The sequence below is a fragment of the Paraburkholderia sp. J94 genome (genome assembly GCF_905220285.1).
GTDB lineage: Bacteria > Pseudomonadota > Gammaproteobacteria > Burkholderiales > Burkholderiaceae > Paraburkholderia > Paraburkholderia tropica_A.
This window is the reverse complement of sequence record NZ_CAJMZH010000011.1, coordinates 163,494-190,356: the sequence shown is the minus strand read 5'-3', so window position 1 is coordinate 190,356 and position 26,863 is coordinate 163,494. Positions and strand designations below refer to the sequence as shown.

Annotated in this window: 23 protein-coding genes and 1 pseudogene; 8 read left to right on the top strand and 16 right to left on the bottom strand. The window is 65.4% G+C overall.

All coding sequences use genetic code 11. The annotated features are described in order from the left end of the window. The first annotated feature begins 654 nt into the window (after window positions 1-654). Window positions 655-1,515, top strand: a complete 861-nt coding sequence (locus tag U4Y88_RS24180; RefSeq protein WP_321786944.1) for a DUF2092 domain-containing protein — start codon at window positions 655-657, stop codon at window positions 1,513-1,515. After that, window positions 1,512-2,333, top strand: coding sequence for a hypothetical protein (locus tag U4Y88_RS24175; protein ID WP_224009331.1), 822 nt, complete (start codon window positions 1,512-1,514; stop codon window positions 2,331-2,333). Before U4Y88_RS24180 ends, U4Y88_RS24175 begins: the two co-directional genes overlap by 4 nt. A 103-nt stretch (window positions 2,334-2,436) precedes the next feature. On the opposite strand, the gene U4Y88_RS24170 is transcribed toward U4Y88_RS24175, so the two are convergent. Both U4Y88_RS24170 and U4Y88_RS24165 read right to left on the bottom strand, forming a co-directional pair. Next, window positions 2,437-3,117, bottom strand: coding sequence for a hypothetical protein (locus U4Y88_RS24170; protein WP_321786942.1), 681 nt, complete (start codon window positions 3,115-3,117; stop codon window positions 2,437-2,439). A 530-nt stretch (window positions 3,118-3,647) separates the two neighbouring features. Next, on the bottom strand, window positions 3,648-4,778 hold the full coding sequence (locus tag U4Y88_RS24165) for a porin (protein ID WP_310633684.1): 1,131 nt from the start codon (window positions 4,776-4,778) through the stop codon (window positions 3,648-3,650). Window positions 4,779-5,303: 525 nt separating this feature from the next. On the opposite strand from U4Y88_RS24165, the gene U4Y88_RS24160 reads away from it, so the two are divergent. Together U4Y88_RS24160 and U4Y88_RS24155 are read left to right on the top strand one after the other, a co-directional pair. Then, window positions 5,304-6,362 (top strand): LLM class flavin-dependent oxidoreductase, encoded by a 1,059-nt coding sequence (locus U4Y88_RS24160; protein WP_310632212.1) that lies wholly within the window; start codon window positions 5,304-5,306, stop codon window positions 6,360-6,362. A 58-nt stretch (window positions 6,363-6,420) separates the two neighbouring features. Continuing rightward, entirely contained in the window at window positions 6,421-7,392 is a 972-nt protein-coding gene (locus U4Y88_RS24155; protein WP_321786940.1) for a sulfonate ABC transporter substrate-binding protein, read from the top strand. 142 nt (window positions 7,393-7,534) lie between these two features. Here the strand turns inward: U4Y88_RS24155 and U4Y88_RS24150 are convergent, their stop codons facing one another. From U4Y88_RS24150 to otnK, 13 genes are all read right to left on the bottom strand, one after another. Then, a complete protein-coding gene (locus U4Y88_RS24150) occupies window positions 7,535-9,520 on the bottom strand; it encodes a family 2A encapsulin nanocompartment cargo protein cysteine desulfurase (protein WP_321786938.1) in 1,986 nt (661 codons plus the stop codon). After that, window positions 9,495-10,427: a family 2A encapsulin nanocompartment shell protein gene (locus U4Y88_RS24145; protein WP_224009343.1), complete on the bottom strand. Its 933-nt coding sequence runs from the start codon at window positions 10,425-10,427 to the stop codon at window positions 9,495-9,497. Before U4Y88_RS24145 ends, U4Y88_RS24150 begins: the two co-directional genes overlap by 26 nt. Window positions 10,428-10,591: 164 nt before the next feature. Then, window positions 10,592-10,855 (bottom strand): helix-turn-helix domain-containing protein, encoded by a 264-nt coding sequence (locus U4Y88_RS24140; RefSeq protein ID WP_224009345.1) that lies wholly within the window; start codon window positions 10,853-10,855, stop codon window positions 10,592-10,594. Next, window positions 10,852-11,808, bottom strand: a complete 957-nt coding sequence (gene epsC / locus U4Y88_RS24135) for a serine O-acetyltransferase EpsC (RefSeq protein WP_321786936.1) — start codon at window positions 11,806-11,808, stop codon at window positions 10,852-10,854. Before epsC ends, U4Y88_RS24140 begins: the two co-directional genes overlap by 4 nt. Window positions 11,809-11,868: 60 nt before the next feature. After that, entirely contained in the window at window positions 11,869-12,336 is a 468-nt protein-coding gene (locus tag U4Y88_RS24130; RefSeq protein WP_321786934.1) for a rhodanese-like domain-containing protein, read from the bottom strand. A 228-nt stretch (window positions 12,337-12,564) separates the two neighbouring features. Beyond that, complete coding sequence (locus U4Y88_RS24125; protein WP_321786932.1) at window positions 12,565-12,834, bottom strand: hypothetical protein; 270 nt, start codon at window positions 12,832-12,834, stop codon at window positions 12,565-12,567. Continuing rightward, entirely contained in the window at window positions 12,831-14,255 is a 1,425-nt protein-coding gene (locus U4Y88_RS24120; protein WP_321786930.1) for a YeiH family protein, read from the bottom strand. The genes U4Y88_RS24125 and U4Y88_RS24120 overlap by 4 nt, the downstream gene beginning before the upstream one ends. A 436-nt stretch (window positions 14,256-14,691) precedes the next feature. Then, complete coding sequence (locus tag U4Y88_RS24115) at window positions 14,692-15,990, bottom strand: MFS transporter (protein ID WP_224009364.1); 1,299 nt, start codon at window positions 15,988-15,990, stop codon at window positions 14,692-14,694. 86 nt (window positions 15,991-16,076) lie between these two features. Continuing rightward, complete coding sequence (locus tag U4Y88_RS24110) at window positions 16,077-17,021, bottom strand: amidohydrolase family protein (RefSeq protein ID WP_321786928.1); 945 nt, start codon at window positions 17,019-17,021, stop codon at window positions 16,077-16,079. Next, on the bottom strand, window positions 17,018-17,947 hold the full coding sequence (locus U4Y88_RS24105; RefSeq protein ID WP_321786926.1) for an amidohydrolase family protein: 930 nt from the start codon (window positions 17,945-17,947) through the stop codon (window positions 17,018-17,020). The genes U4Y88_RS24110 and U4Y88_RS24105 overlap by 4 nt, the downstream gene beginning before the upstream one ends. Next, complete coding sequence (locus tag U4Y88_RS24100; protein WP_321786924.1) at window positions 17,944-19,341, bottom strand: MFS transporter; 1,398 nt, start codon at window positions 19,339-19,341, stop codon at window positions 17,944-17,946. The genes U4Y88_RS24105 and U4Y88_RS24100 overlap by 4 nt, the downstream gene beginning before the upstream one ends. Window positions 19,342-19,398: 57 nt before the next feature. Then, window positions 19,399-20,046 carry an aldolase gene (locus U4Y88_RS24095; RefSeq protein ID WP_310633372.1) on the bottom strand — a complete coding sequence of 216 codons (648 nt, stop codon included), beginning with the start codon at window positions 20,044-20,046 and terminating at the stop codon, window positions 19,399-19,401. A gap of 11 nt (window positions 20,047-20,057) precedes the next feature. Next, window positions 20,058-21,350, bottom strand: coding sequence for a 3-oxo-tetronate kinase (gene otnK / locus U4Y88_RS24090; RefSeq protein ID WP_321786922.1), 1,293 nt, complete (start codon window positions 21,348-21,350; stop codon window positions 20,058-20,060). A gap of 192 nt (window positions 21,351-21,542) precedes the next feature. On the opposite strand from otnK, the gene U4Y88_RS24085 reads away from it, so the two are divergent. The 4 genes and pseudogenes from U4Y88_RS24085 to U4Y88_RS24070 form a co-directional block, all read left to right on the top strand. Next, complete coding sequence (locus U4Y88_RS24085) at window positions 21,543-22,928, top strand: homoserine dehydrogenase (protein WP_321786920.1); 1,386 nt, start codon at window positions 21,543-21,545, stop codon at window positions 22,926-22,928. A 121-nt stretch (window positions 22,929-23,049) separates the two neighbouring features. After that, the gene (locus U4Y88_RS24080; protein WP_321786918.1) at window positions 23,050-24,402 is read left to right on the top strand and encodes a gluconate:H+ symporter; all 1,353 of its coding nucleotides are present in this window, start codon (window positions 23,050-23,052) and stop codon (window positions 24,400-24,402) included. 48 nt (window positions 24,403-24,450) lie between these two features. Further along, a complete protein-coding gene (locus U4Y88_RS24075) occupies window positions 24,451-25,281 on the top strand; it encodes a DeoR/GlpR family DNA-binding transcription regulator (RefSeq protein WP_310634213.1) in 831 nt (276 codons plus the stop codon). A gap of 191 nt (window positions 25,282-25,472) precedes the next feature. Beyond that, window positions 25,473-25,745 (top strand): annotated as a pseudogene (locus U4Y88_RS24070) (transposase); the annotation flags it as partial. Between the two features lie 140 nt (window positions 25,746-25,885). On the opposite strand, the gene U4Y88_RS24065 reads toward U4Y88_RS24070, so the two are convergent. After that, on the bottom strand, window positions 25,886-26,836 hold the full coding sequence (locus U4Y88_RS24065) for a LysR substrate-binding domain-containing protein (RefSeq protein WP_321786916.1): 951 nt from the start codon (window positions 26,834-26,836) through the stop codon (window positions 25,886-25,888). Window positions 26,837-26,863 lie beyond the last annotated feature (27 nt).

Below are 26,863 nucleotides of genomic sequence, written 5' to 3'. Positions count from 1 at the left end.
TCCGCCTGACAAGCCGCAATTCGCGCGTTTCAGAAAATTATTCCCGCTGCATAATTTACGGTACCAAAACGTTTTCAAATATGGACGGAATCGGGAGTGGGTGATAGTTTGTGCGCTGATTGCGTTTTGACACTCCGCAATCATCGGCGCCCCGGCGCCGGCGTGTGAACTCGCCGTCGCGTCGGCTAGATGCGGCGGCCTTTTTTTTCTGGCAATCACCGGTGGCTCTCTCTCTGCCGGGAACTCGCCAGGGCCGCCGCACTGAAACGTTGCGGCGGTTTTTTCCTGTCACCGATAGAGCGCCGCCCCGCTACATCGACACCAAGGCGGCTGGGCATGGTCTCGGCTATCGAAGACGAGTCGAACGGCCATACCGACGCAGAAGGCGACGGCATCCTCTCTCGTTAGCTATCGCCGCATCGTTACGTTCGAGTTACGCGACGCGAAAACGGCCCGGAACCCACAGGCAATCGTCGGATCAATCCATGACTATTCTGTGGCCTGCACAATGCCGCGATCGCGGACCCAAATCCTTTCGGAGTGCCACAAATCTATTGGACCAAAGTCCCATTGCGAAGCGGAACGGTCTGTGCCAATACTTTGAGACATCGTTGACGTCTCCCGTTACTCCGATCGATGAGGAAGGGATAACACATGAGCACAAAACGACCCATGCTGCGAGGCCTCAGCTCTGCTTGCCTCGTCTGCGCGCTCTGTACGATGGGCGGCCTGCCAGCTTATTCGCAACAGAACTCGACAGCCAATCCGAATCGAACCGCCGCCGCGAAACCGAGCGCATCGCAGGAGGAAGCCCGGGCGATCCTCATGAAGATGGCGGAGTTCCTTGGCAGCGCCAATGCGTTCAGCGTCAACTTGCGCAGCGGCTATGACGCCGTCCAGCCTTCCGGGCAGAAAATCGAATTCGGCGAACTGCGAACGATCACCGTAAGCCGGCCGGACCGGTTACGCGTTGAAAGCGAACGCAGCGACGGCACCAGTACCTTGGCTGTATTCAATGGCAAAGACATCACCGTGGTCGACTCTGTGAATAAGGTCTATGCGACCGAGCCACAGACCGGTGACGTGGACGCCACGCTCGTCCATTTCGTCCGGGATCTCCATCTGCGCTTTCCATTAGCGATGCTGTTGACGACCCGGCTGCCCACGGAATTCGAAGATCGCGTGCGGCAGGTCGATTATGTGGAAAAGACCAATATTGAAGGCGTGCCCACGCATCACCTTGCCGCGCGCACCGATACGGTGGATTTTCAGGTCTGGGTCGCCGACGGTAACAAACCTTATCCGGTCCGCGTTGTGCTGACTTATAAGGATGCGCCAGGCCAGCCCCAGTTCTGGACGCAGTTGTCGAACTGGGACTTCGCGCCAAAGCTCACCGACGATACGTTCACCGTGAAAATCCCCGACGGCGCGCAGAAGATCGCGTTCGCCGCCGAGATTCCCACGATGCCCTCCACGGCACGCAGACCGCCCTCGGCCAAAGGAGCCACGAAATGAAAAGCCTTTCATGGAGCCGCGTCGGCACCGTGGTGCTGGCTAGCCTTGTTCTAGCTGCGGGCATGCTCGACGCCGATGCAGCGGGTCGTGGTGACCGTGCTGAACGCGGCGGCCGCGCTGGCGGCGAGCGCGGCGGCGGCGAAGGGGGTTTCTCGCGTGGCGGCGCTGCGGCCGGCGGATCGTTCTCGTCGGGGCGTGGAGGAGGAGCGAGCGCCTCGGCATCCAGCGCAGGCGGCGGGCAAGCAGCCGGTCAGCGCAGGCAGGCGGCCGGTGAAAATCAGGCGCAACGGCAGTCCGCAGCGACGCAGGCGCAACAGACATCGGGCGCCAATCAGGCGCAGCGGCAAGCCTCGGTCAACCAGGCACAACAGACGTCGAGCGCCAATCAGGCACAGCGGCAAGCTGCTGCCAGCCAAAACCAGTCACAACGGCAAGCCGCCGCTAGCCAGAACCAGTCGCAACGGCAAGCCGCCGCCAGCCAGAACCAGTCGCAGCGACAAGCAAACGTCAACAACAACTGCTACAACTGCGGCAACTCCGATTGGGACAACGACGCAGCCGCCGGATTTGTCGCGGGCGCGATGGTGGTCGGCACGACGGCAGCCATCGCGAACGCGGCGACGGCGCCGCCTCCCGTGAGCACCGCGGCGCCCATGCCCGCCCCGCCACCGCCAGCGGCGCCACCGCCCTGCAACGTCGCCCCGATCCAGGTCAACGGCGCCGCTTATTACAAATGCGGGGCGACGTGGTACACGGCGGGGTACGGAAGCGGCGGTGTGGTGTACGTGCCGACCCAGCCGCCACCGGGACAGTCATAGCGGCGTGGGCGTTCAAGCGCACGGGTGAACCGGGCTAAAGCGCCCGCCTGCTTGCCAACCGATCACGCAGCGCGTTGCGGTTTCGAGGCAGTCCGAGCCGCATTCAGAAGCGGAAGATCACATTCACGCTCGGACCGCTGAAGCGCAGTGTTTGCACGAGCTGATCGCCCGAGCCGTAGAAGGCCAAATATCGGTAGGTCAAGCTGAGGTCGCCCCACTTCATCGCGTAGCCTATCCCGGTCATCGCCTGCCATGTGAACGCCGACGTTCCCGCGCCCACGTCGAGATAGAACGGCACGTACCAGCGGCCGTCGCCCGTGATCGACACGCGTCCCCGCACGCCCGCGAAACCGTCGTAAATGTTCTGCACCTGCGAAATGTCGAGTTGCCGGTTCGCGCCGACGCCCGCACTCGTGGTCGACACGGCGGTCGCATCGAGCGTGCCCCTGACGCCGAGATAGCGCATCCCGACGACCGCATCGACATAGCCCCACGACTGCCGCATGACCGTGTACCCGCCACCGATCTCGACCAGCGTGCCGCGAAAGCTCGTCTTGACGTTCTGCTGCGTTTCGCGCGGCCCGAACAGGCCGTTCGCCGCGTTCACTGTGCTTCCATGGCGCCCGAAATCCAGATAGATCCCGTCGGCGAAGATGCTCCAGTCGCCCTTGCGCGCTTCGCCCTGAATCATGAAAACAAACTTGAGATTCTGCAGATAATCGTAGGGACCGGTGGACGCATCGGCGCCGCCGCCGGGCACCGAGAAGTGCATCGTCCCGTCCACGGATGGGAGCCACAGGTAGGGCGCTACGGAGAAATGCCACGCGTTGTCCGCATCGTTTTGCGGCGGCGCAGTGTCCGACGCATGGGCGGTCGTCGCGACGAACGCGAGGGCGGCAAAGCATCCGCAGTATCCACGCATGAAAGGCCTCTCCTCTGCTTCCGCTCGCATGCATGAACGCGTGGCGCGTTGGCCTGGCTGCGTCAGCCGCCTCAGGAATGGGCGCTCAACGAAGCCGTGTACACCGTGCGCCTTGTCGCCATGTCGGCCTGCAACGCAAGCCTATATCGTGACTGCATGATGTCAAATGACGGCACCTGGACCTATCGGACTTTGGGCCTATATCACGCCGGTCACGACAGGTGGGTGTAATGCGCGGATCGGCGATGCGATGAGAAGTTTCGAGGTGAGCGCGAGGCAATTTGGCGTTCGCGCTGCCGGTTGCTGGCGCAACGATCGGCACGCTACTTTCCTGCGAGATCATGCTGAAGCAGTCGTCTCCCGCAAAAGACGACTGCTGTTCCGCTAGCGCATCAGAAGCGATGCATGATGCCGACGCGATACACCATCTGGTTCACACCCGACGATGCGCCCGCCGACGCATCGACAATCTGCGCCTCGTCGAAGTCCGTGCCGGTGTGCGCGCTGACCACGTGCTGCCATGCGCCCTGAACATAAAGCGACGTGCGTTTGCTCAGGTCATAGTCGAGCATGACGCTGATCTGATGCCACTTGGGCACGTAGCTGCCGGCCGTCGAGGACAGATGCGCCATCGTGAAGGTGTAGGCCGTTCCGAGCCAGAGCGTCGGCGTGAAGAAGTATTGCGAATTCAGTTCGAAGTTGTCGAACTTCCACGCATTCCAGCTTGCGCCGTTCGAAAGGCTCGTGTTGTTCAGCCAGACATTGCCGGTCGGATCGTACACATCGACATGCGACCACGCGGCCGCAACGGCCACCTTCGGGAAGCGATAGCTCGCCGAGAGACCGATCGTCTGCTGCGATGCGCCGTCGAACAGATCGCCGGTCGGAATCGCGCCGGTCGTGGTCAGGCCCGGGTTGTTCATCTTCAGATACGAGGCTGCGGCCGTAAAGTTGCCGTTCTGATAGTTGAGCGTCGCGCCCCACATGCGGTTGTCGGCAAAGCCGCCCGCCTCGTTGCTGAAGCCGTACATCGCTTCGCCGGTCAGGCCACGCCATGTCGGCGAGACGTATTTGACGGCGTTGTTGACGCGGTAATCCCAGTCGGCGTTGTCGTTGTCGAACGGATGGGCGGAGATATCGCCGGCCCAGTTACCCGCTGCAGTCAGGCTGGCGAAGCCGTAGTCGTCGACGCTCGTATCGTATTGCCGCCCCAGCGTGAGCGTGCCGTAACGATCCGACGACAGTCCCACGTAGGCCTGACGACCGAACATGCTGGAGTCCTGACCGAGCTTGCCCGTGTTGATATTGAAACCGTTTTCCAGTTTGAAGATGGCCTTGTAGCCCCCGCCCAGATCTTCGCTGCCCTTCAGGCCCCAGCGGCTGCCCGCGGTGTCACCGCTCGACATGGCCCATGCCGAATGCCCTCCGGCATTGCTGGTGAAATTGAGACCTTCATCGATGAGGCCATACAGCGTCATGCTGCTCTGAGCGTGCGCAGCGCTCGCGAGAAGAAAAAGCGGCATCACCGCTGCTACCGACATTGCGGTCTTTTTGATTTTCATCGAAACCCTTCGAGACATATTGGATTAATGAAGATGATTGCCGGTGCACCGTCGTGGCGGTCTTGTGCGGCCCTGCTGCGCGTTGCGGCAACAGCAGAACGGGCAGTCTAGGTTTAATCAAAAGTCGCGAGAAATCAGGGATTGAAATTCTGAATTCAAGAAATCGGAATTAGCCGAGGATCGGCGGCAAAGCGCGTCTGCGCGGGCCTTTCGTGTCGCGACTCACTTTTTTGGCGGCGGCGAAGCTGTTGGAATTTCGCCAAAGACGAGAGCGATCGGACCGCGAAGTTCGCTTCATAGTCCGCTTCATTTTCATTCGGCGATCGATCCCCGACTCTGGAATTCCGTTGGCGAGCACGCCAAATTTCTCGACGTCAAATGAGGACGCGTTAGGAGCCACAGGAAAAACGATAGAAAAAATGCTTCGCTCGCGACGCCGCTCGACGGCGCATCATGTCGGATTGTCCTTCACCACAGATGATGCTCATGTCTCACCCGCTGCCCCGCTTCGGTGTCTGGGCCCTGGTCCACGGCAGCCGCGCCGCCCTGCAAGATCCCGACGAGCCCTACGACGCGTCGTGGGCCCGCAACAAGGCCCTCGTGCTGGAGGCCGAGCGCCTCGGCTACGACTCCGTGCTGGTGGCCCAGCACACGATCAATCCGCACGATCCGCAACTCGACCAGCTCGAAGCCTGGACCGCTTCGGCCGCACTCGCGGCGCTCACGGAGCGCATCGAGATCATCGCGGCGATCAAGCCTTATCTTTACCACCCCGTCGTGCTCGCGAAGATGGCGCAGCAGATCGAACACATCAGCGGCGGCCGCTTTGCGATCAATCTCGTCAACGCATGGAACCGGCCGGAACTGGAGCGTGCCGGTATCGGCTTCGCCGAGCACGACGCGCGCTATGCCTACGGCCGCGAGTGGATCACGGTGGTCGACGCGCTATTGCGCGGCGAGCGCACGTCGTTCGCCGGAGAACACTTCCGCATCGACGACTACGCGCTTCGCCCCGCCGACCCTTATCGCGAGCGTCCGCGCATTTACGTGGGTGGCGAATCCGAACCGGCGCGCCAGCTCGTGGCGGATAAAGGCGATGTGTGGTTCATCAACGGCCAGCCGCTCGACGACGTGCAGCGCCTCATCGGCGACGTCGGCGCCCGCGCGCGCCCCGCAGGACGCGCCGCGCTGAATTACGGACTGTCGGCCTTCGTGATCGCGCGCGACACCGATGAGCAAGCGCACGCACATCACGCGCATCTGTTCGCGCTTGCCGAGAAGGACCGTCCGCTGCGCGAGCGCCAGCAGGCGAACATCGATCCGAAAGCCGTCATGTTCCAGACCTTCGCGCAGTCAGCCCGCGTGGGTTCGAACGGCGGCACGGCGGCGCAACTCGTGGGCAGCTACGACACGGTCGCGCAACGCATCGCCGAATTCCATCGCGCAGGCGTCGAATTGTTCATGCTGCAATTCCAGCCCTTCGAGTCGGACATGCGAGCGTTCGCGCAACACGTCATTCCGCGCGTGAAGGCCCTGCTCGGCTAAGGCCGTCGAAGCCGCGAGATTTCGCGGCTCAAACACTCTCACTTTGATCAGTCATCCTATGGATATCCGCCGTCGCCGATTCGTCAATACCCTGACTGCCGCCACCTTCGGCGCCGTCGCCGTACCCACGTTCATGTCGCTCGCGCACGCGGCCGAGACACGCACGTTGCGGATCGGCTACCAGACGTTCAACACGCTCAACATTCTCAAAGGCACCGGCAATCTCGAACGCGCGCTCGAACCGCTGGGCTGGACTGTGCGCTGGTCCGAGTTCACCGCCGGGCCGCAACTGACGGAAGCGCTCAATGCGGGCGCGCTCGATTTCGGCCACGCCGCCGATACGCCGTCGGCCTTCGCCAACGCGGCGGGCGTCAACGCCGTCTATCTCGGCGCCGAGCAACCGTACCCGAAGGGCATCGGCATCTTCGTGCCGGACGGCTCGCCGATCCGTTCGATTCGCGATCTGCGAGGCAAAAAAGTGGCGATCGGGCGCGGGTGGAACGTGCAATATCTACTCGTGCGAGCGCTGAACGAAGCCGGATTGCAGTACACGGATATCCAGCCGGTCTACCTCACGAGCGCCGCCGACGTGAGCGCAACGTATCTGTCCGGCAACGTGGACGCAGCCGGTCTCTGGGACCCGTTCCTCGCCAGCCAGCAACTCGCCACGTCGCCGCGCGTGCTGCGTGACGGCACCGGGCTCTCCAATAACCGCACGTTCCATCTCGCGCGGCCGGAATTCGTGAAAGACAACCCGGATGTGATCCGCCTGCTGTTTCGCGAGCTGCGCAATGCGAACACGTGGACGCAGAGCCATCCCCAGGAGACGGCCCGACTTCTCGCGCCGCAACTGGGCGTACCGCCCGCGGTACTCGAACTGTCGACGGAACGCCGCCATTACACGACCGTCGCCGTGACGCCCGACATCGTCAAGGAGCAGCAGGACATCGTCGATACGTTCCATGGCCTCGGGCTCATCAAGGAGCGCGTCGATGTGGCGCGCTTCGTGTATCCGCAGGTCTTCGTCTGAAATCAATCGGAAAATTGCCCGGCATAAGGCGCTTTTCGCAAGCGTCGTAGCCGGGATTGGCGCCGATCATCCGGCTCGCCGCACGCCGGACAGTGATTCAGGGCGCCAGCGCCGAATAAGCGCCAGCGCCCTGACCCGAAGGCTAGCGCCGAGACGCGAGCCGCCTCACCACCGCCACCAGCGCATCGACCTCGTCGCAGGTGTTGTAGAACGCAAGCGACGGACGCACGCTCGCTTCGAGACCGAAGCGCCGCAAGATCGGCTGCGCGCAATGATGGCCCGCGCGCACGGCGATGCCTTCCTCGCTGAGCGCCTGCCCCACTTCCGCCGTCGTATAGCCCTTCAGCACGAACGACAGCACGCTCGCCTTGTCGCGCGCCGTGCCCACGAGCCGCACGCCGGGCACGGGCGCGAGCACACTCGTCGCGTAGGCCAGCAGATCGTGCTCGTAGCGAGCGATGTTCTCGATGCCGATGCGGTTCACGTAGTCGAGCGCCGCGCCCAGCCCCACCGCGTCGGCGATGTTGCCGGTGCCCGCCTCGAAACGCGCGGGCGGGCCATGAAACACCGTGCGCTCGAAGGTCACGTCCTCGATCATGTTGCCGCCACCCTGCCAGGGCGGCATGTCGTCGAGCACCTCGCGCTTGCCGTACACCACGCCGATGCCCGTCGGCCCATAGATCTTGTGGCCCGAGAACACGAAGAAGTCCGCGTCGAGCGCCTGCACGTCCACACGCATGTGCGAGATCGATTGCGCGCCGTCCACGAGCGCCTTCGCCCCCGCGCGATGCGCCAGTTCGACGATCTCGCGCACCGGCACCACGGTCCCGAGCGCGTTCGATACCTGGGTAACCGAAACAATTTTCGTGCGATCGTTAAGCAGCTTTCGGTACTCGTCGAGCAGCACCTGGCCCGAATCGTCGACGGGAATCACGCGCAGACGCGCGCCCTTCTGCGCGGCCAGTTGCTGCCACGGCACGATGTTCGCGTGATGTTCGAGATGCGACACGATGATCTCGTCGCCCTCGCCCACGTTCTGCGCGCCCCAGCTTTTGGCGACGAGATTGATCGCCTCGGTGGTGCCGCGCACGAACACGATTTCATCCGGCGACGACGCGTTGATGAAGCGTTGCACCGTCTTGCGCGCGTGCTCGTAGGCGTCGGTCGCGCGCGCCGCCAATGCATGCGCGGCGCGGTGGATGTTCGAGTTCTCGTGCGCGTAGAAATACGCGAGCCGGTCGATCACGGCCTGCGGCTTGTGCGTCGTCGCCGCGTTGTCGAACCAGATCAGCGGCTTGCCGTTCACGCGCTCCTGCAAGATCGGAAAGTCGCGGCGCACGGCGTTCACATCGAACGGCGGATGCGCCGACGATTTCAATCCGTGCGGCACGGCCGCCTCGCGATCGTCGATGAAATAGCGCGCGTTTGTGCCGGGTACGCCCGCGTCGCGCTGCTCAAAGCTGACGAGATCGCGCAACGTGTCGTCGCCGGGCAGGCCGAACGCTTGCGGCGAGGCCAGGCCGTGCGCGGGCACGCCGATGTCCTGCGCTTGCCCCTGCCAGCCGTTCTGCGCGCCGTGCAGAAAGTAGAACGGCGACGGACTCGCCGGCACCGGCGCGGCGCTCGCGGCATCGTGCGCCTGCGGCACGCCGAGCAGCGCGCCGCCCGCGCGCGGTTCGAGCGCGGGCGCAATCGAAACGGCCTGGTCCGGCAATCCGTTCGCGGCGGCGGCATGCGGGGCGAGCGCGGGCGCGCGATTGCCGAGCGAGAGCACGTGAGTTGGCGCGGACGGCGCGAGGTTCAGGCCCGCGACCTTGCCTTGCGGCGGCGCGAAACCGGGCACGCCCGTGCCCGTGCCGCCCGGCCCCGCCAGGGGCGAACCGGCCGGCGCGGGATTGCCGACCGAGGCCAGAATCGGCGCGGCAGCCGGCAGCGCCGACGGCACGCCGCCCACCGCGCCACTGCCTGCGGAAACGCCGGGCGTCGCTACGCCGGGCGTCGCTCCACCCGGCAGCGAACTGAAGAACTCGTTGGCGAGCCGCGCCAGCGTCGCCGGGTCCGGCAAACCACCCGGCAGCGGCGGATGCGCGATCGCCTCGGGATTAACGGTAGGTGTCGGGGTAGTCATGGAACTTGGCGATCTCCACATCATCGAGGACGGCCAGCGCATCAGGAGAATGCACCGCGAGCGAGCAGTACAACGAGATCAGATACGAAGCGATCGCCTGATTGTTGATGCCCATGAAGCGGACCGACAGCCCCGGCCCCTGCTCGCCCGCCACGCCCGGCTGGTAGAGGCCCACCACGCCCTGGCGCTTGTCGCCCACGCGCAGCAGCAGGATCTTGGTCTTGCCGTCGGCGACCGGCACCTTGTCCGAGGGGATCAGCGGAATGCCGCGCCACGTGAGGAACTGCGAGCCGAACAGGCTGACCGTCGGCGGCGGCACGCCGCGTCGCGTGCATTCGCGCCCGAACGCGGCAATCGCGAGCGGATGCGTGAGAAAGAACGCGGGCTCCTTCCACACCTTCGTCAGAAGTTCGTCGAGATCGTCGGGCGTGGGCGCGCCGGTCAGCGGGAAAATGCGCTGTTCTTCTTCGACATTGGCGAGCAGGCCGTAGTCGGGATTGTTGATCAGTTGGCTCTCCTGCAACTCCTTGATCGTCTCGATCGTGAGGCGCAACTGCTCCTTGATCTGATCGTGCGGACTGCTATAGAGATCCGAAATACGCGTATGCACGTCGAGCACCGTGCTCACCGCGTTCAGGAAATACTCGCGCGGCTGCTCCTCGTAAGGCACGAAGGTCGTCGGCAAGGTACCTTCGTCTTCGCGCGCGGTGCAGGCCGCGCGCACCGCTTCGGGATCCTTGACGCGATTCAGGCGATAAATGCCCGCCTCGACCGGCACCCATTGCAGCAGATGCGTGAGCCAGCGTGGCGTGATCGTGGAAAGCTGCGGGACAGTCTTGGTGGCGTTCGCCAATTGACGCGCGGCGTTATCGCCGAGCGCCGTCTGACTGCTCAAAGTCGTGGACATGGACAAGGGCTCCGGTTGCTTAGAACAAAAAACACATTGCTTATAACGAGTGGCGATTATGAAAAACCGTTTTGCGCGCTTCAACCGGCTATAGGCGTCAACGCGCAGCGCGGATGCGTTCGCGCACGCGCAAGGTCAAACAATCAGGTGGGAGAGAAACAGACTCAGGGGCGCAAGCCGCCTGCCGCGCGCGCGAGTTCGCCCGAGACGAGCAAGGCCGATCCGGCCAGCAGTTCGGCCACGCCCACGCCGAATGCGAGCGCGAGCTTCTCGACAGTGACAATCGACGCAATCACGGTCCCGCGCTCGATCTCGCCGACGTAAGTGCGATTCAGGCCCGCGTGTTCGGCGAGGCGTTCCTGCGACCAGGCGTGCGCCTCGCGCAGGCGCCGCACCGTCGCGCCGAAGTCGTGAACGATGGCGCTCATGAAGGCACACCCGCGCGCAAATCCGCCGATGTGGCCGATGCCGCCGACGCACGCGTCTCATGACGCGTCACCGCCTGCGTGACGTGCGAAAACGGCGGCACGCTCTCGGTGAGCCAGACGTTGCCGCCGATCACCGCGCCGCGACCGAGCGTGACGCGGCCCAGAATGGTCGCGCCCGCGTAGATCACGACGTCGTCCTCGACGATCGGATGACGCGCGAGGCCTTTTTCGAGGTTGCCCGCCGCGTCGCGCGGAAAGCGTTTCGCGCCTAGCGTGACGGCCTGATACACGCGCACGCGCTCGCCAATCACGGCCGTTTCGCCGATCACCACGCCGGTGCCGTGGTCGATGAAGAACGCGCTGCCGATCTGCGCGCCCGGATGAATGTCGATGCCGGTCGCCGCGTGCGCGAGTTCGGAAATGATGCGCGCGAGCAGCGGCAGGCCGAGCCGGTAAAGCTCGTGCGCGAAGCGGTGATGAATGATCGCGAGCACGCCCGGATAGCAGAGCAGCACTTCGTCCACGCTGCCCGCCGCCGGATCGCCCGTGTAAGCCGCGAGCACGTCGCTGTCGAGCAGCGTGCGGATCTCGGGCAGACGCCGCGCGAACGCCTGCACCGCCGCCGCCGCGCGCGCGTCGATGTCGGCGGAGAGATCGGCATCGGCGCGCCGCGCCTTGTAGCGCAGTTCGAGCCGCGCCTGCGCGAGCAAGCCGTGCAGCGCCGCATCGAGCGCGTGGCCCACGTAGAAGTTTTCGCTTTCCTGACGCAGATCGGGCGGGCCGAGCCGCATCGGGAACAACACGCCCTTGAGCGTTTCGACGACCTGCGCGAGCGCCTCGCGCGCGGGCAGATCGCGGCCGCCCGGTTCCAGCGCGCGGCGCTGGCGCTCGCGCCACTGCTGCCTGACGGCCTGAAGCGCGTCGACGATTTCAGTCACATGGAAAGCGGTCACGCGGGGTTCCTCTCTCTGATGGTTCGGGATGTGGCGCGCGGGATCGAATCCGATCTGCGATCAGTCCTGCACCCACGGCAAGCCGCGGAAACGCCAGCCATTGCGCTGACCTCGGTGGCGCGTCTCGTCGAGATCGCCTTCGAAGCCCTCGCTCACATTGAAAACGTGCGCAAAGCCCGCTTTCGCCGCCGCCTCGGCTGCCTGCGCCGAGCGGTTGCCGCTGCGGCACAACAGCACGATCGCGGCGGACTTGCCCGTCTTCGCTTCCAGCTCGCGCACGAAGCGCGGATTGCGCGAGAGGCTCGTGCCCGTCGCCCACGGCACATGCAGCGTGTCGGGCACGTGTCCGACGAATTTGCGCTCCTCCGCCGTGCGCACGTCGACGATCACCGCCTCGCCCGCGCCGTGCAGCGCCCACGCCTGCTGCGGCGTCACGCTGCCCGCGTAGGCCAGCCCCGCCGATTGCGCGGCGGCGCGCGCCGCTTCGAGATCCGCGTGCAGCGGCTTTTCATGCAACTCCACCGTCATGTGTGCCTCCATGAGAACAGCGGCAGCGTGCCGGCCATCCCGGCCGCTGCCGTCTATAGACGTCTGGATTCCACTATGCGAGCAAAGTGCAGGGCGCCCAACCAATAAAAGCTGCTATCCAAATACGCGCGCCGACGCTGGCGTGCACGCGATTGAGTCCACGATCGATTCCACGATTGATTCCACGATTGATCCGAGGATTGATTCGGTACTTGAGCGCGCCAACGGTCACGAACGATCGGCGAAAGCAGCGACCCTTTCCACGAATACCGCGCAACGGTCGGCGGGCTGGGTCAGGCGGTCGTGACGCAGACACAAGCGGCTCTCGCCAACGCTCGCGCCATACGCCGAGCCAAACGAAGCCAGCCCCGTGATGCGCGCTTCGAGCAACGCGCGGTCGTCGGCCCAATGCACGCAGCGTGCGCATCCCACGCATTGCGCGCCACACGAGCGAGCCTCGGCCGCGTGGCCGTTCGTCGTGCCAGCGGACGCGCTCATTGCCCGAGCACGAGCCAGTAAGGCGCGAACACATGCACCGACAGCACGTAGCCGATCACCACGTTCACCGCGACGCCCGCCGTGAACGCCGCCAGCGGTTTGAGTCCAGTTGAGGACAGCGCCGCGAAACGCGTCGTCAGGCCGATGCTGAGAAAGCAGAACGTAAACGCCCAGGTGCGTAAGGCGACGATCGGCGCGACGAACGCGGGCGTCATCACGCTGCGATAGTCGGCCAGTGTGTAGTGCGAAGCGATCCAGGTGACCAGCGCCGAAGCAATCACGAAGCCGATCACGAATTTCGGAAAGCGCGTCCAGATTTCCTTCGCGCGCGTGTGCGTCTGCACGTCGGCGCCCGCCTCGCGGTCCCAGCGCGTCGTGGCGACGATGGCGAGCACGAAGGCCCAGATGCCGATCCAGATGTCGCGGCCCACCACCTTCATCAGCACGAAGGCCTGTAGCGACGCGTCGGGCGCACCGGCCACCGCGCCAGTGGCGTGACGCGCGAAATCGCCATACGCCTGCGCCGCCGCGATGCCCGCCGCATCCGCGAACTCGGATGTGCCGATCCACGCACCGGCGACGCCCGTGGGCAAACCGAACGCCCGCGACAGCGCAGGCAGCGCGAACACCATGACGATCGCCCAGACCACCACCAGCGAGATCGCCACCGAGGCCTGCTCGCGCCGTGCGCGCACGGCGCCCGCGATGGCGATGGCCGCCGATACGCCGCACACCGCGCCGCCCACGCCGAGCACCGCCGCGAAGCGCTGCTCGATTTTCAAGGCGCGCGCCACGCCGTAAATCACGAAGAAGGTCGCGAGCGACACGATAGTCGCCTGACCGATGGCCACGGGGCCGGCCCACACGATCAGCGTGAGCGGCAGCGTTGCGCCGAGCAGCACGATGCCGACCTTGATGTAGAACTCCACACGCAACGCAGGCAAGAGCCACGCGGGCAGCTTGAACAGATTGGAGACGATCAGGCCGAGCGCCAGCGCGATCAGCGGCGGCTCGAAGTTGTAGCGGCTCGCCTCGCTCCAGGCGCCGAGCGCGAAGATCGCCGCCGAGACGACGAACACCACCGCGAAGCCCGCCACGAATTGCAGGACCGGGAAGCCCAGCACTGCAATCGCCACGGAAAGCACCACGGCGAAGGCCGCGAACAGCGCCAGATACGCACCCGCGTGCGCGCCCAGATCGCGTCCAAGCGCGCCGAGTTCAGACCAGCGCGCGGGCGCGACGGCGAGCGCCTTGATGCTGCCGCCCGAAGCGAACAGCAGGTACGCCACAACGATGGCGAACAGGCCCACCGCCACGGCCCACCAATCCTCGGTTCCGAACGGCTTGCGCCGCTCCTGCACCGCCGCGGCGCTCGCGGCCGCCTCCTTGTTCGCGCTCCCGGCAATCGACGTCTGACTCATGCATGACCCCTGTCTGGTTTGTACGCTATCGGCGCTGGATTTCCACTCGTTCTACGCGAGTGCTGATGGCTAGCCGAGTATAGAAAGCGTGCACACCGCACTCCAATAACGGATTGGCAATTCGATATCGCACGATTGCTGCAATCGATATGGCGGGTCGTGTGGGTAATGCGTCGAAAAAAACGGCACGCCGTTTTCTATAACGAAGTCTTCGCGCTCTGCTCGAAGAGAGTCATCCAGTTTTATTGAGCGATTGCTGTATGTTTTGCTCCGCGCGAGGCGCACGCTTATGCCGGACTGGAGCATGACGGTGCGGTGAATGCGTCGTCCAACGACTCTGCGCCGCTCACCGGTTGGGGCGACCGGTTATCTCAAGTGCGCGCCGCCCACGACGCGTTCGTGCGCGCGGGCGCCGATGTCGTGACGACCAACCAACTCAACGCGACGCGTTGACCGTCAGTCCCGGGTGTCGCTTGCGCGTCTGCATCACGGCGGCCACGAGCAGCGCGCCCAGCACGAGTCCGCCCGCCACCACATACAGCGCGACGTCGGTGCGGCCCGTCATCTGCTTGAGCGAGCCGATCATGTACGGCGAGACAAAGCCCGCGAGATTGCCGATCGAGTTGATCATCGCGATGCCGGCGGCAGCCGTCACGCCGCTGAGGAACGAGGTCGGCACGGCCCAGAACAGCGAGGGAATCGACAGCACGCCCATGTTGGCGACGCACAGCGCGACAATGCCGAGCACCGGCTCGCTCTGCCACACGACGCTCAGCACGAAGCCCACCGCCGCCATCGAAAACGCCACGATCAAATGCCATTTGCGCTCGCGGAAGCGGTCGGCGCTATAGCCGAACGCCAGCATGCAGACGATCGCGCAAAGACCCGGCACGGCGTTCAGCAGGCCAATAGCGAGCGCGTCCTTCGCGCCCATGCGCTGAATGAGCGTCGGCATCCAGAAGCTGATCGCGTACAGCCCGACGTTGTAGAGAAAGTAGATCGCGACGAGCGCCCACACATAGCCGTTCGCGAGCAGCCCGCCGAAACCGTGCGCCACCTTCGCGCGGTCTTCGGCGGCCATCGCGTCGCTGAGCCAGTTCTTCTCGTCGTCGCTCAGCCAGTTGACGGTGCGAATCTGTTCGCTCATGCGCATGAAGATATACACGCCGAGCACGATGGTGGGCACGCCTTCACAGAGAATCAGCCATTGCCAGCCGCTCAGGCCGCCGAGCCCGGAGAAAAATTCGAGAATCGAGCCGGAAATCAGCCCGCCGATCACGCCCGACGACGCCAGCGCGATATAGAACGTGCCCCAGGCGCGTCCGCGCCGCGCGGCGGGAAACCATTGCGACATGTAGTAGATCGCGCCCGGAATGAAGCCCGCTTCGGCGAGACCGAGCAGGAAGCGCATGACGTAAAACTGCATCGGCGTGCGCACGAAAATGGTCGCGCACGACAGCAGGCCCCACGTAATCATGATGCGCGAGATCCAGCGTCGCGCGCCTACGCGATGCAGGATGACATTGCTCGGTATTTCCAGCAGAAAGTAGCCGACGAAGAAAATGCCCGCCCCGAAGCCATACACGGCGTCGCTGAATTGCAGCTCGTTCGCCATCTGCAATTTCGCGAAACCGACATTCACGCGGTTCAAATAGGAAAAGAAAAAGCCGAGCATCAGCACCGGCAAGATGCGTAACGACACTTTGCGAAACAGGGCGTTTTCGTCGATGGACATGCTTGTCTCCTGATATATATTTTTTGCGCGCAGCGCGTGCGCCACTTGATCGAGCGTTGCTCGTGCGCCGCTCGTGTATTGCCTTATCAACCGACGCGATAAAAGCGCTGCGCCGTGCCCGCGAACAGCGCGCGCAACTCGCTTTCGGTGGCGTGGGGCAAAGCGCCGACCACATCGGCGACGATCTCGGTGAAGCTCGCCGAGAGATTGCCCACCGGCAGATTGCTCGCGAACATCGACCGCTCGAAACCGAACAGATCCACGGCCTCGCGAATCACGCGGCGGTTGCTCGCGCTGTCCCACGTCCCGTTCGGCAGACCTAGTTCGGAAACCTTAAGAAATACATTGGGACAATCCGCCAATGCCTGCATGCCGCGCCGCCAGATCGCCACGCCCGCGTCCGAGCGGTCGAGCGGCAGACCCAGATGGTTCGTCACGATGGGCGTATTCGGGAACGCGCGCGCGACTTCGGCGGCTTCTTCCAGATGCCAGTACGGCACGCGCAAATCCCACGAAAAGCCGAAGCGTTCGAGCATGGCGAGACCGCGCAGCCACGCCTCGTCCTGCATCGTGCCGGGCTGGCCGCGCACCGACTCGCCGGGACCCGACGAGATTTCCGGCTTCGAGCGTACGCCGCGCGCGAGCGGGCTTTTCGCGTGCCCCGCGAGGACCGCTTCGCAGTCGGGCTGCACGAAGAACACATGACCGACGATGGCGCTCGGCAAGCCCGTTGCCGCGTTCAGGCGCGTGAGAAATTCGGTTTCCTGCACCTGCTCGCTGCGCGAGCGTTCCGCTTCCACGTGCACCGTGCCGATCACGTCGAAGCCCGCCGTCGCCGCGCGATACTGCGGCGGCAGGAAGTTCTGGCACATGCGGCGGTAGTCGCCGAGGAAGAAGTGCTCGTCGTAGTCGTCGGTGAGCCACGGGAAATGGCCGTCGTCGAGATCCCAGAAGTGATGGTGCGCGTCGAAGATCGGCAGATCGAAACCGAGCGCGTTGGCCGATGCGTTGCCGCTTGCCGTGGAAGTCATCGTGAAGTCCTTGCAGGAGGATTCGACAGGTCGACGGGCCGGTACACCCGCGTCGCCGTGTCGTGAAAAAAGGCGCGCTGCTCCGCGGCGCTCCACGCCGACACCAGCGTTTTAAAGCCGTCGATGAGCGCGTCGAGCGAGAGAAACAGGCCGTCGACGGGAAAATTGCTGCCGAACATGAGCCGTTGCGCACCGAACAGTTCGCGCAGCGTGCCGAGCACTTCGCGGTTCGCTTCCACGCTCCACGGCTGGCCGGCTTCGCACAGACCGGACACCTTCACGGCGGTATTCGGCCGCGCCGCGAGCGTTGCGAGCGCTTCGCGCCATCCGTGCAGCGTGCTGGCCGAGCGGTCGCCGGGCACGCCCGCGTGATTGACGATCAGCAGCGTGTCGGGAAAATCGCGCGCGAGCGCCGCCGCTTCGCGCAGGTGGTGCCACGGCGTTTGCAGCTCGAAATGCAGGCCGTATTGCGCGAGTTGCGCGTAGCCGTCGCGCCAGCGGCCGTTCGACATCAGCGTGTTGCCCGACGAGGCGTGCGCGTGCGCGGGTTTGTGGCGCACGCTGCGCACGAGTTCGAAGCGGCTTTGCGCGGCCAGCACCTCGCCGACATCGGCGGCGTCGAGCCAGGCCTGCGCCGCCATCGCGTTCGGCAAACCGTGCTCGCGCGCGAGCGCCGTGACGAAGCGCGTTTCGTCGAGCGGCGTGGCCGGGTCCCATTCCGCTTCCACGTAGACGGTGGCGGCCACGTCGTGGCCGGCCGCGTCGCGGCGGTAGTCGGCGGGCAGATAGTCGCGCTTGATGGCGTCGTAGTCGCCGTAACGATGCGGCACGCGCACGCCCGGCGCGAGCCACGGATGATGTCGCCCCGCGAGCGCCCAGAAGTGCTGATGCGCGTCGACGATGGGGCCGTCGTACTTCGTGTTCATGTGCGTTCCGCCGTGTGCGTTGCGGCGCTTGCTGCGCTCGCGCTGCCTGTATGGCCTGCATGGCTCGCAACCGGCTTCGCGCCGAAGTCGATCAGCAGCGAGCCGATCAGATAGGTCAGCGCGCTCGCCGCGAGAAACAGCAGCGCCATGTGATATCCGCCCGTCATCTGCACGATCACGCCGACCACGATCGGCACCGCGATCGCCCCGCCCGTGCCCGCGAAGTTCATCACGCCGCCCACCAGGCCGACTTGCTCGCGCGGCGCGAGCATCGCGGGAATCAGCCAGTAAAGGCCGCCCCACAAGTGGAAAAACACGCCGATCGAGAGCACGGCTACGGCAAGGCGCACGTCCTCGACGAACGGCAGCGCGACGAGGCACAGCAGCGACATGCCGCCCGACACGCCGAACAGCAGTTTCATCGCCCGCGCGCGCGGCATCACGCGTTGCAGCCAGTCGGCGATCGCGCCCGAGAAAATTTCGCCCAGCGCGCCCGCGAGAAAGATCGCGAACGTGGCGATGCCCATGCTGCGGATATCGAGTCCGCGTCCCGCCGAGAGATAGTTAGGACCCCAAGTGACCAGACCGAAGAACACCGTGGCCCAGCCGATGCGCCCGATCACCATGGCGGCGAGCGTGCCGCGCGTGAGCGGCGCGCGTGCGGCGCCGCCGGGCATTTCGCCGGCCACGCGTTTGGCTTCGCGAATCTCGTGCGCTTCCTCCGCGTCGAGGCGCGCGTGCTGCTCGGGCGTTTCGCGCAGCATCAGATACACGGCGACGCCGAGCACCACGGTCGAAATGCCGACCACGATGAACGCGGTGCGCCACGAGCCCGACGCGCCAATCAGCGCGCTGATGACGAGCCCGCCCACCGCCGATCCGAGCGGCGCGCCGCTGTCGATCAGCGTGAGGCCGCGCGCGCGTTCGCCGGGCGGCAGCCACGCGGCGGCGAGCTTGGTCGCGGAAGGCATGTAGGGCGCTTCGAACACGCCGAGGCCGATACGCGTGAGCAGCAGCATCACGCCGTTGATCGCGAATCCGGCGACGCACTGGAAGCCGCCCCACAGCACCGCGGCGATGCCGATCATGCGGCGCGCGCCGAAGCGGTCGGCGGCCCAGCCCGCGGGAATCTGGAACGTGCTGTAGGTCCAGAAGAACGAGGAAAGCACGAGACCTTGCATCGCCGGACTCAGCGCGAATTCATGCACGATCGACGGCATGCCCACCGAGAGCGACATGCGGTCGATGCAGTTCACCGTGTAGAGCGCGAACAGCATCAGGATCATGCGCCAGCGCGTGGTGGCGAGCAGCGCGCGCAGCGAGCGCGGCTTGCCCTGCGCCGGCTGAAGCGCATGGGGCGCATCGGGCGAATGAGCGTCGGTATCGGTTTGCATGGTCTCCTCCGGGTATCGTCTCGTCTATCGCGTGGCGGGCGTCGCCGCCGAATCCGCTTACCAGCGCGCGCCGAACGTCGTGCGCAACTCGTCGATCTGCTCCTCGCCGAGCGGCTCGACGCTCCTGCCCTGCGCCTGCATCATCAGAACGAGGCGCGCCGTTTCCTCGAGTTCTTCGAGCATCGCGGACGCTTCGCGCAGGCTGCGATGCCATACCACCGGCCCGAGCCGTTCGAGCAGCACGCCGCGCACGCTGCCCGCCAGCTCGCGCACGCGCTCGGCCACCTGCGGGTCGCCGGGGCGGCAATAGGGAATCAGCGGAACGTGGCCGACCTTCATCACGTAGTACGGCGTGATCGGCGGCAGCACATCGTCCGCGCGCCAGACGCCCGCGAGCGTGAGCGCGACGAGATGCGTCGAATGCGTGTGCACGACCGCGTGCATGTCGGGCTGATGGTCGTAGACGGCGCGATGCAGCGCGAGCGTCTTGGACGGCTTGTCGCCGGCCACCCACTCGCCCGCCGCGCTCACCTTGGCGATGCGCGCGGGATCGAGATCGCCGAGACACGCGTCGGTGGGCGTGATGAGCCAGCCGTCGTCGAGCCGCGCGCTGATGTTGCCCGCCGTGCCCGCCGCGTAACCGCGATCGAAGAGACTTTTGCCGATGCGCGCGATCTCTTCGCGCAGCGTGCTTTCCTGATTCATGGAGATCCTGGTCATGACTGAAGCGCGAGGGCGCGCGTGAAGAAGTCCGTGCCGCCGAAATTGCCGGATTTGAGCGCGAGCGCGATGGGGCCTTGCGGGCCGTCGCCGAGCGTCCAGGGCACGCCCGGATCGATGGGCGCGCCGATGCGCAGCCGCGACACGCCCAGCGCCTGCACCACCGCGCCCGAGGTTTCGCCGCCCGCCACCACGAAGCGATGCACACCGCGCTGCGCGAGTTCGCGCGCGATGGCGGCCAGCGCGCCTTCCACGAGTTGCCCGGCCCGTTCGACGCCCAGTTGCGCCTGGATCGCGCCCAGTTCCTCGGGCGCGGCCGTCGCGTAGATCAGCACGGTTTCGTCGGGGTGTTGATCGAAGAACGCGAGCGCCGCGTCCACTACCGGCTCGCCGGCGGCGAGCGCGAGCGGATCGATGCGCAGCGCGGGGCGGCTCGCGCGCCAGTGCGCGACCTGCGCCTGGCTCGCGCGCGAGCTGCTGCCGGCGAGCACCGCCGCGCGGCCGCCCACGGCGGGCAGTTGCGCGGCCTCTTCGCCCGCGCCGAGCAAACCGGCGCGGCGGAAGTTGTCGGGCAGACCGATGGCGAGGCCCGAGCCGCCGGTGAGCAGCGGCGCGTCGGCGAAAGCCTGGCCCAGCGAGCGCAGGTCGTCGTTCGACACGGCGTCGGCGATCGCGAGGCCCACGCCTTGCGCGCGCAGCTTCGCCGCCGCCTCGCGCGTGGCCTGCTCGCCCGCGGCGATGGCGTCGTAGCGCAGCAGGCCGACCGGCAGCGTGCTTTGCGCGGCCAGCACGCGCACGAGGTTCGGGTCGGTCATCGGCGTGAGCGGATGCTTTTCCATCCCCGATTCGCTGAGCAGCGCGTCGGCGACGAACAGATAGCCGCGATACACCGTGCGGCCGTTCTCGGGGAACGCGGGACAGGCGATGGCGAAATCCGTCCCGAGCGCCTTCATCAGCGCCTCGGCGACCGGGCCGATATTGCCGGCGGGCGTCGAGTCGAAGGTCGAGCAGTATTTGAAATAGAACTGGCGGCAGCCCTGCGCCTGAAGCCAGGCGAGCGCGGCGAGCGACTGCGCGACGGCCTCGTCGGCGGGGATCGTGCGCGACTTGAGCGCGACCACGAGGGCGTCGGCCGCGACGGGTTCCGCGCCGCCCGGCACGTCGATGAGCTGCACCGTGCGCATGCCGCCGCGCACCAGCATGCTGGCGAGGTCGGTCGCGCCGGTGAAGTCGTCCGCGATGCAGCCGAGCAGTGGCGCGTTCGGGGCTGTTTGCAGAATAGGGGTCATTGCCTTCTTCTCCTCAATGTCAACCGATTATAGCCTCGATGTTCGAATATGTTAAAGCCTGATAGAAAAGTTGACGACGATGGTAATGAAAGTTAAATTCGCGTTCAGACAACGTGCGATCCGTAGCTCGCGCATCCGTTCGCTGGCGAAGTGCGCAGCCGAGCGGCCACCCAACCACTGGGGACACCCTTTATGAACTTCGAACTGCTTTTCCGCGCGGCTTCCGCGTCCCGCTCGCCCGCCAGCCCGGTCATCCGCTACGCGCTGACCGGCGCGGGCGGCGGCTTCGCGCGCACGCTGCTCGCACAGACGCGCCTGATCGACCGCCTCGCGCCCACGGTGCTCTGCGATCTCGATCTCGCGGGCCTGCGCGCGCTGTGCCTCGAACTCGGCTACGACGCGGCGTCGCTCGTCGAATGCAGCGACGCCGCCGCCGTGCGCGCGCTCGCGCCGGGCCAGATCGCGCTGGTGCGCGACGTGGCGCTGCTCGATCCGGCCGCGTTCGACATTCTTGTCGAAGGCACGGGCAATCCGTCGGTCGGCTACCGCGCCGCGCGCGCTGCGCTCGAAGCGAAGCGCCATGTCGCGATGGTCAGCAAGGAAGTCGACGCCGTGGCGGGCGTGTCGCTCGCGCAATTCGCGGCGCAGCAAGGCGTGGTCTACACCACGGCGGACGGCGACCAGCCGTCGAACCTGATCGGCTGGGTCTCGTGGGCGCGCACGCTGGGTCTCGATATCGTGGCGGCGGGCAAGTCGAGCGAATACGACCTCGTGTTCGACGAGGCCACCGGAGAAGTGACGCAGCTCGATCAGCGCTTTGCCGCGCCCGAACTGGCGAACCTGATGACGCTCGGCGACGACGTCGCCGCCACGCTCGCCGCGCGCCGCGAAGCGCTGCGCGGCCGCAAGACCTCGGCCACGGCCGACTACTGCGAGATGACCGTGGTGGCGACCAACACCGGTCTCGTGCCCGACGTCGAACTGCTGCACTACCCGGTCGCGCGCACCACCGAACTCGCCGATATCTACGCGCTGCGCGAAGACGGCGGCGTGCTCTCGCGCACCGGTGTGATCGACGTGTTCAACATGCTGCGCCGCCCGGACGAGGCGAGTTTCGCGGGCGGCGTGTTCGTGGTCGTGCGCACGACCGACGCGCCCACCTGGGCGCTGCTCGCGCAGAAGGGCCACGTGGTGAGCCGCAACGGCCGCTATGCGTGTCTCTATCTGCCGTATCACTTCATGGGCGTCGAAACCCCGATCACGCTGCTCGAAGCCGTGCTGCACGGCCGGCCCACGGGCGCCGCGCAACCGACCCAATGCGCGGTGCTCGCAGGCCGCGCGACGGGCGACATCAAGGCGGGCACGGTGCTGCACATGGGCGGCCACCATCACGACGTGACCGGCGTGCAAGCCGTGCTGCTGCCGCGCGAAGCGGCGGGCGCGAATGTCGCGCCGCTCTATCTGGCGGCGCATGCGACGCTCGCGCGCGACGTGGCGGCCGGCGAACTGCTGACGCTCGATCATCTGCAAAACGCGGACGAAGCGCTGCTGGCCGCGTGGCGAGCCGGCGCGAAGTGAGACAGGCGTCGGCGACGCGGCCCGGCAGGCGCGTCGTCGCGGCGATTGCCGCCAGGGCTGCGGTTGCAGCGATGCGCGCCTGAGCCCGCGCGGCGACGCGAAATAAAGACAGGGAGACACCATGCGGGGAGAGATCGCAACCATCGCGATGGCCGTGAGCGCCATCGTCGTGCTGATCTTGCTGATTGTGCGCGTACGGCTGAGCCCGTTCGTGGCGCTGACCTTGTCGGCGCTCGGGCTCGGCCTGCTGGCCGGCGTCACGCCGGAGCACAGCATCGAAAGTTTCACCAAAGGCTTTGGCGGCGCACTCGCGCGCACGGGGCCGGTCGTCGGCCTGGGCGCCGTGCTCGGCGGCATCCTGATCGGCACGGGCGGCGCGGATCGCATCGCCAATGCGTTCGTCGGCAAGCGGCCGCTCTGGCTCACGCCGTGGACGATCTGCGCGGCGGCGCTGCTGGTCGGTATGCCGCATCTGTTCGACGTGAGCTTCATCATGCTCGCGCCGCTCGTCTACACGATCGCGCGGCGCACGAACAGCCATCTGCTCTATATCGGCTTGCCGGTCGCGGCGGGCCTGTACGTGTCGCACGGCTTGCTGCCGCCGCATCCGGCGCCCACGCAGGCGGTGTCGGCCTATCACGCGAATACGGGGCTCACGCTGCTCTACGGGCTGACGATTGCGATTCCGAGCGCGATTCTCTGCGGCCCGCTATTCACGCTCGCGGCGCGGCGTTTCTTCGGCCCCGCGCCCGATCTCGCGGCGGGCCCCGGCGGCACGCGCAGCGAGGACGTGCGCGAATCGACGGCCTCGCTGCCGTTGTCCGTGATCTCGCTGCTGATTCCGCCAGGCCTGATGTTGGCGGGCACGGTGGGCATGGGGCATGTCGCGAAAGACAGCGGCGCGTTCGTGTTCTTCCAGGCACTCAACGACCCGATTCTTTCGCTGCTCGCCGCCGTGGTGTTCGCGTGGTTCGCGCTGGGCGTGCGCGGCGGCTACGCGCTGGCGACGATGCAGAAAATGGTCAACAAGGGCGTGGCGCCGCTGAGCACGATCCTGCTGATTCTGGGCGCGGGCGGCGGCTTCAGCCAGATGCTCAAGTCGATTCACCTCGACACGATCATCGTCGACCATTCGATGCACTGGGCGATCAGCCCGCTGCTGCTCGCCTGGGCGCTCGCCGCGCTGCTGCGCATCTGCGTGGGTTCGGCGACGGTGGCGACCGTGGCCGCGAGCGGTATCGTCGCGCCGCTGCTCGTGGCGCATCCGGGCGTCTCGCCGGAACTGATGGCGCTGGCGACGGCCTCGGGCGCGGTGATGCTCTCGCATGTGAACGATTCCGGCTTCTGGCTGTTCAAGGAATACTTCCAGCTCTCCGTCGCGCAGACGCTGCGCACGTGGACGCTCATGCTCTCGCTGCAATCGCTGGTCGGGCTCGCGGGCGTGATGCTGCTGAGCACGTTGATCGGCCGTTAACATCGGTTAACATAGCGGCGTTCCGAACGGCCCCCGCAGAGATTCCGTATGCCGAGCAAGACCAAACCCGACGAAACCCAGACGGCGCCGCTGATTCCCGATCAGCGTCGCGAAGCCATGCTGCGCCTGCTGCGGCGCGACAAGGTGCTGTCGCTGCATCAGTTGATGGAGTCGCTGGGCTGCTCGCACATGACGGTGCGGCGCGATATCGCGCTGCTGGAGCGCGAAGGGCTCGTGCATTCGGTGCCCGGCGGCGTGCGCGTGGCGAGCCAGCTGGCGACCGAGCCGAGCCATGTCTCGAAGGCGCTGATCGATCCCACGGAAAAGCGCGCGATCGCGCAAGTCGCGGCGTCGTTTCTGCGGCCCGGCATGACGGCGTATCTGGACGCGGGCACCACCACGCTCGCGCTGGTGCCGCACATTCTCGCGCTGCCCGACATCACGGTCATCACCAACGACTTTCCGATCATGCAGGAGTTGATGAACGCCGGGCATGTCGCCGCGATTCACACTGGCGGCCTGCTGGACCATGCGAACCAGTCGAGCGTCGGCGAACTCGCGGCGGCGACGCTGCGCCAGCTCGCTGTGGATGTTGCGTTTATCTCGGCGAGTTCGTGGGATTTGCGCCGCGGCGTGACCACGCCCTCGCCGCCCAAGATCGACGTAAAGCGCGCGGCGATGGAAGTGGCCGAGCAAACCGTGCTGCTCGCGACCAGCGCGAAATACGGCACCTTCAGCACGTACAAGATTGCCGGGCTGGAACGCTTCGACCATATCGTCAGCGACTCGGCGCTACCCGAGGCTGCCGCTTCGGGCATTCATGCAGCGGGGCTTTCGTTGAAGCTGGCGTCGATGGGTAAGAAGGCGGTTGATTCGTAGCGGGGGGGAAGCGTCGATGGGTTTTGGTGGGAATGAGACGCGGATGTGAAGTGCGCGCGTGAGTTGTTGCGGGGCCACTCTTACAGAACATCAATCGACGACTGCCACTGTAGTTGAGGGGCACCGGTATGGCGCCGCGCGATGCGGCCAGGTGCTTGAGCTGCGATTTTCTCAATGCTGCTGTTCGGCCACCCACCGACTACCGGCGTCACGAAGCGGTGCTTGAGGCGATGCAGTCCAGGCTGGATCGCCAGCTCGACGCCATGACGATGCGACGGCGGACGGTCGAGCACGTGTTCGGCACACTCAAGCACCGGATGAGGGCGACGCATTTCCAGACGCGCGTACTTGGCCATGTAGCCGCAGAAATGAGTTTGCACGTGCTGGCCTGCAACCTAAAACGGGTCATCAGGATTCTCGGGTTCGTGAAGTCGGTGCGTGCAATGAAGCTGGCAGGCGAGTGAACCCCGGCGCGCCGACGTCGTTTGCCAGCAAGCACGATCACGTCACCTGCCTGCGCCTCGGCCTAACACAACTGCGCTGCCAACAGGGCGTCACCGGAGGGCCATTCTGCTCGTTTTTACACGACCCGAAGAATCGGCATTCAAGCCGGCCGCCGAGCCTTTTGTCGTTTCGGCTCTTCGGATTTAGTGACCAGGTGCTTGCCGAAATGAGCGTGCACGAAGTCCACGAATACCCGCACTTTTGGCGTCATTTTCCGACTGCTCGGCCACACCACGTGGATACTGTTGGAGTCCGTCACGTACGGGTGCAGTATGGCTTTCAAGCGGCCATCGGCGAGCGCGTTCTTGACAGAAAAATCGGGCACGCATGCGATCCCACGTCCTGCCATCGCCATATAAAGCAACATGTCCAGGCTGTTGCACACCGCCGTCAAAGGCAGCGACGAGCCTGCCGCTGTGAATGTCGAATGCCGCAGAGGCCATTCGTACAGTTTTCCAGTGGGCGTCCAACGATAGTGCAGACATGCATGATTCAAAAGGTCGTCCGGATTCCTGGGGGTTCCGTTTCGTTTCAGATACTCCGGCGCGGCGACCAGACAAGCGTGCCAGGAACCCAGCGGACGAGATACCAGCCGTGAATCCCGAAGCGCACTCCCGCGAATGACGACATCAAATCCTTCATCGATGACATCGACCAGTCGATCAGTGAAATCAAGATCGAGTTCAATCTCGGGATGTTGCTCCATGAACGCGGAAAGTACCGGAAATGGTAGTCCCGCCGAAAGTGACAGCCCCACCCTTAGTCTTCCTCGAGGATGTTGAGCCATTGCGCTGAGTTCATCTTCGGCCGCCTGAACTTCCCCGAAAATCCGTCTGCACCGCTCCAGGAAGACCTCGCCTTCCGACGTCAGCCGGACGCTTCTCGTGCTGCGCTGGAAAAGCCGCACGCCAACGCGCTCTTCAAGCCTCGAAATGCTTTTGCTGATGGCCGACGCCGAGATGCCGAGTTCCCGCCCTGTGGCCGCAAAGCTCCGCGTTCGCGCAGTGTGAACAAAGACTTCCAGCCCGCCCAGCGCACTCAGGTTTTCCACATTAGCTCCCCCACGTGGGATTCGTGA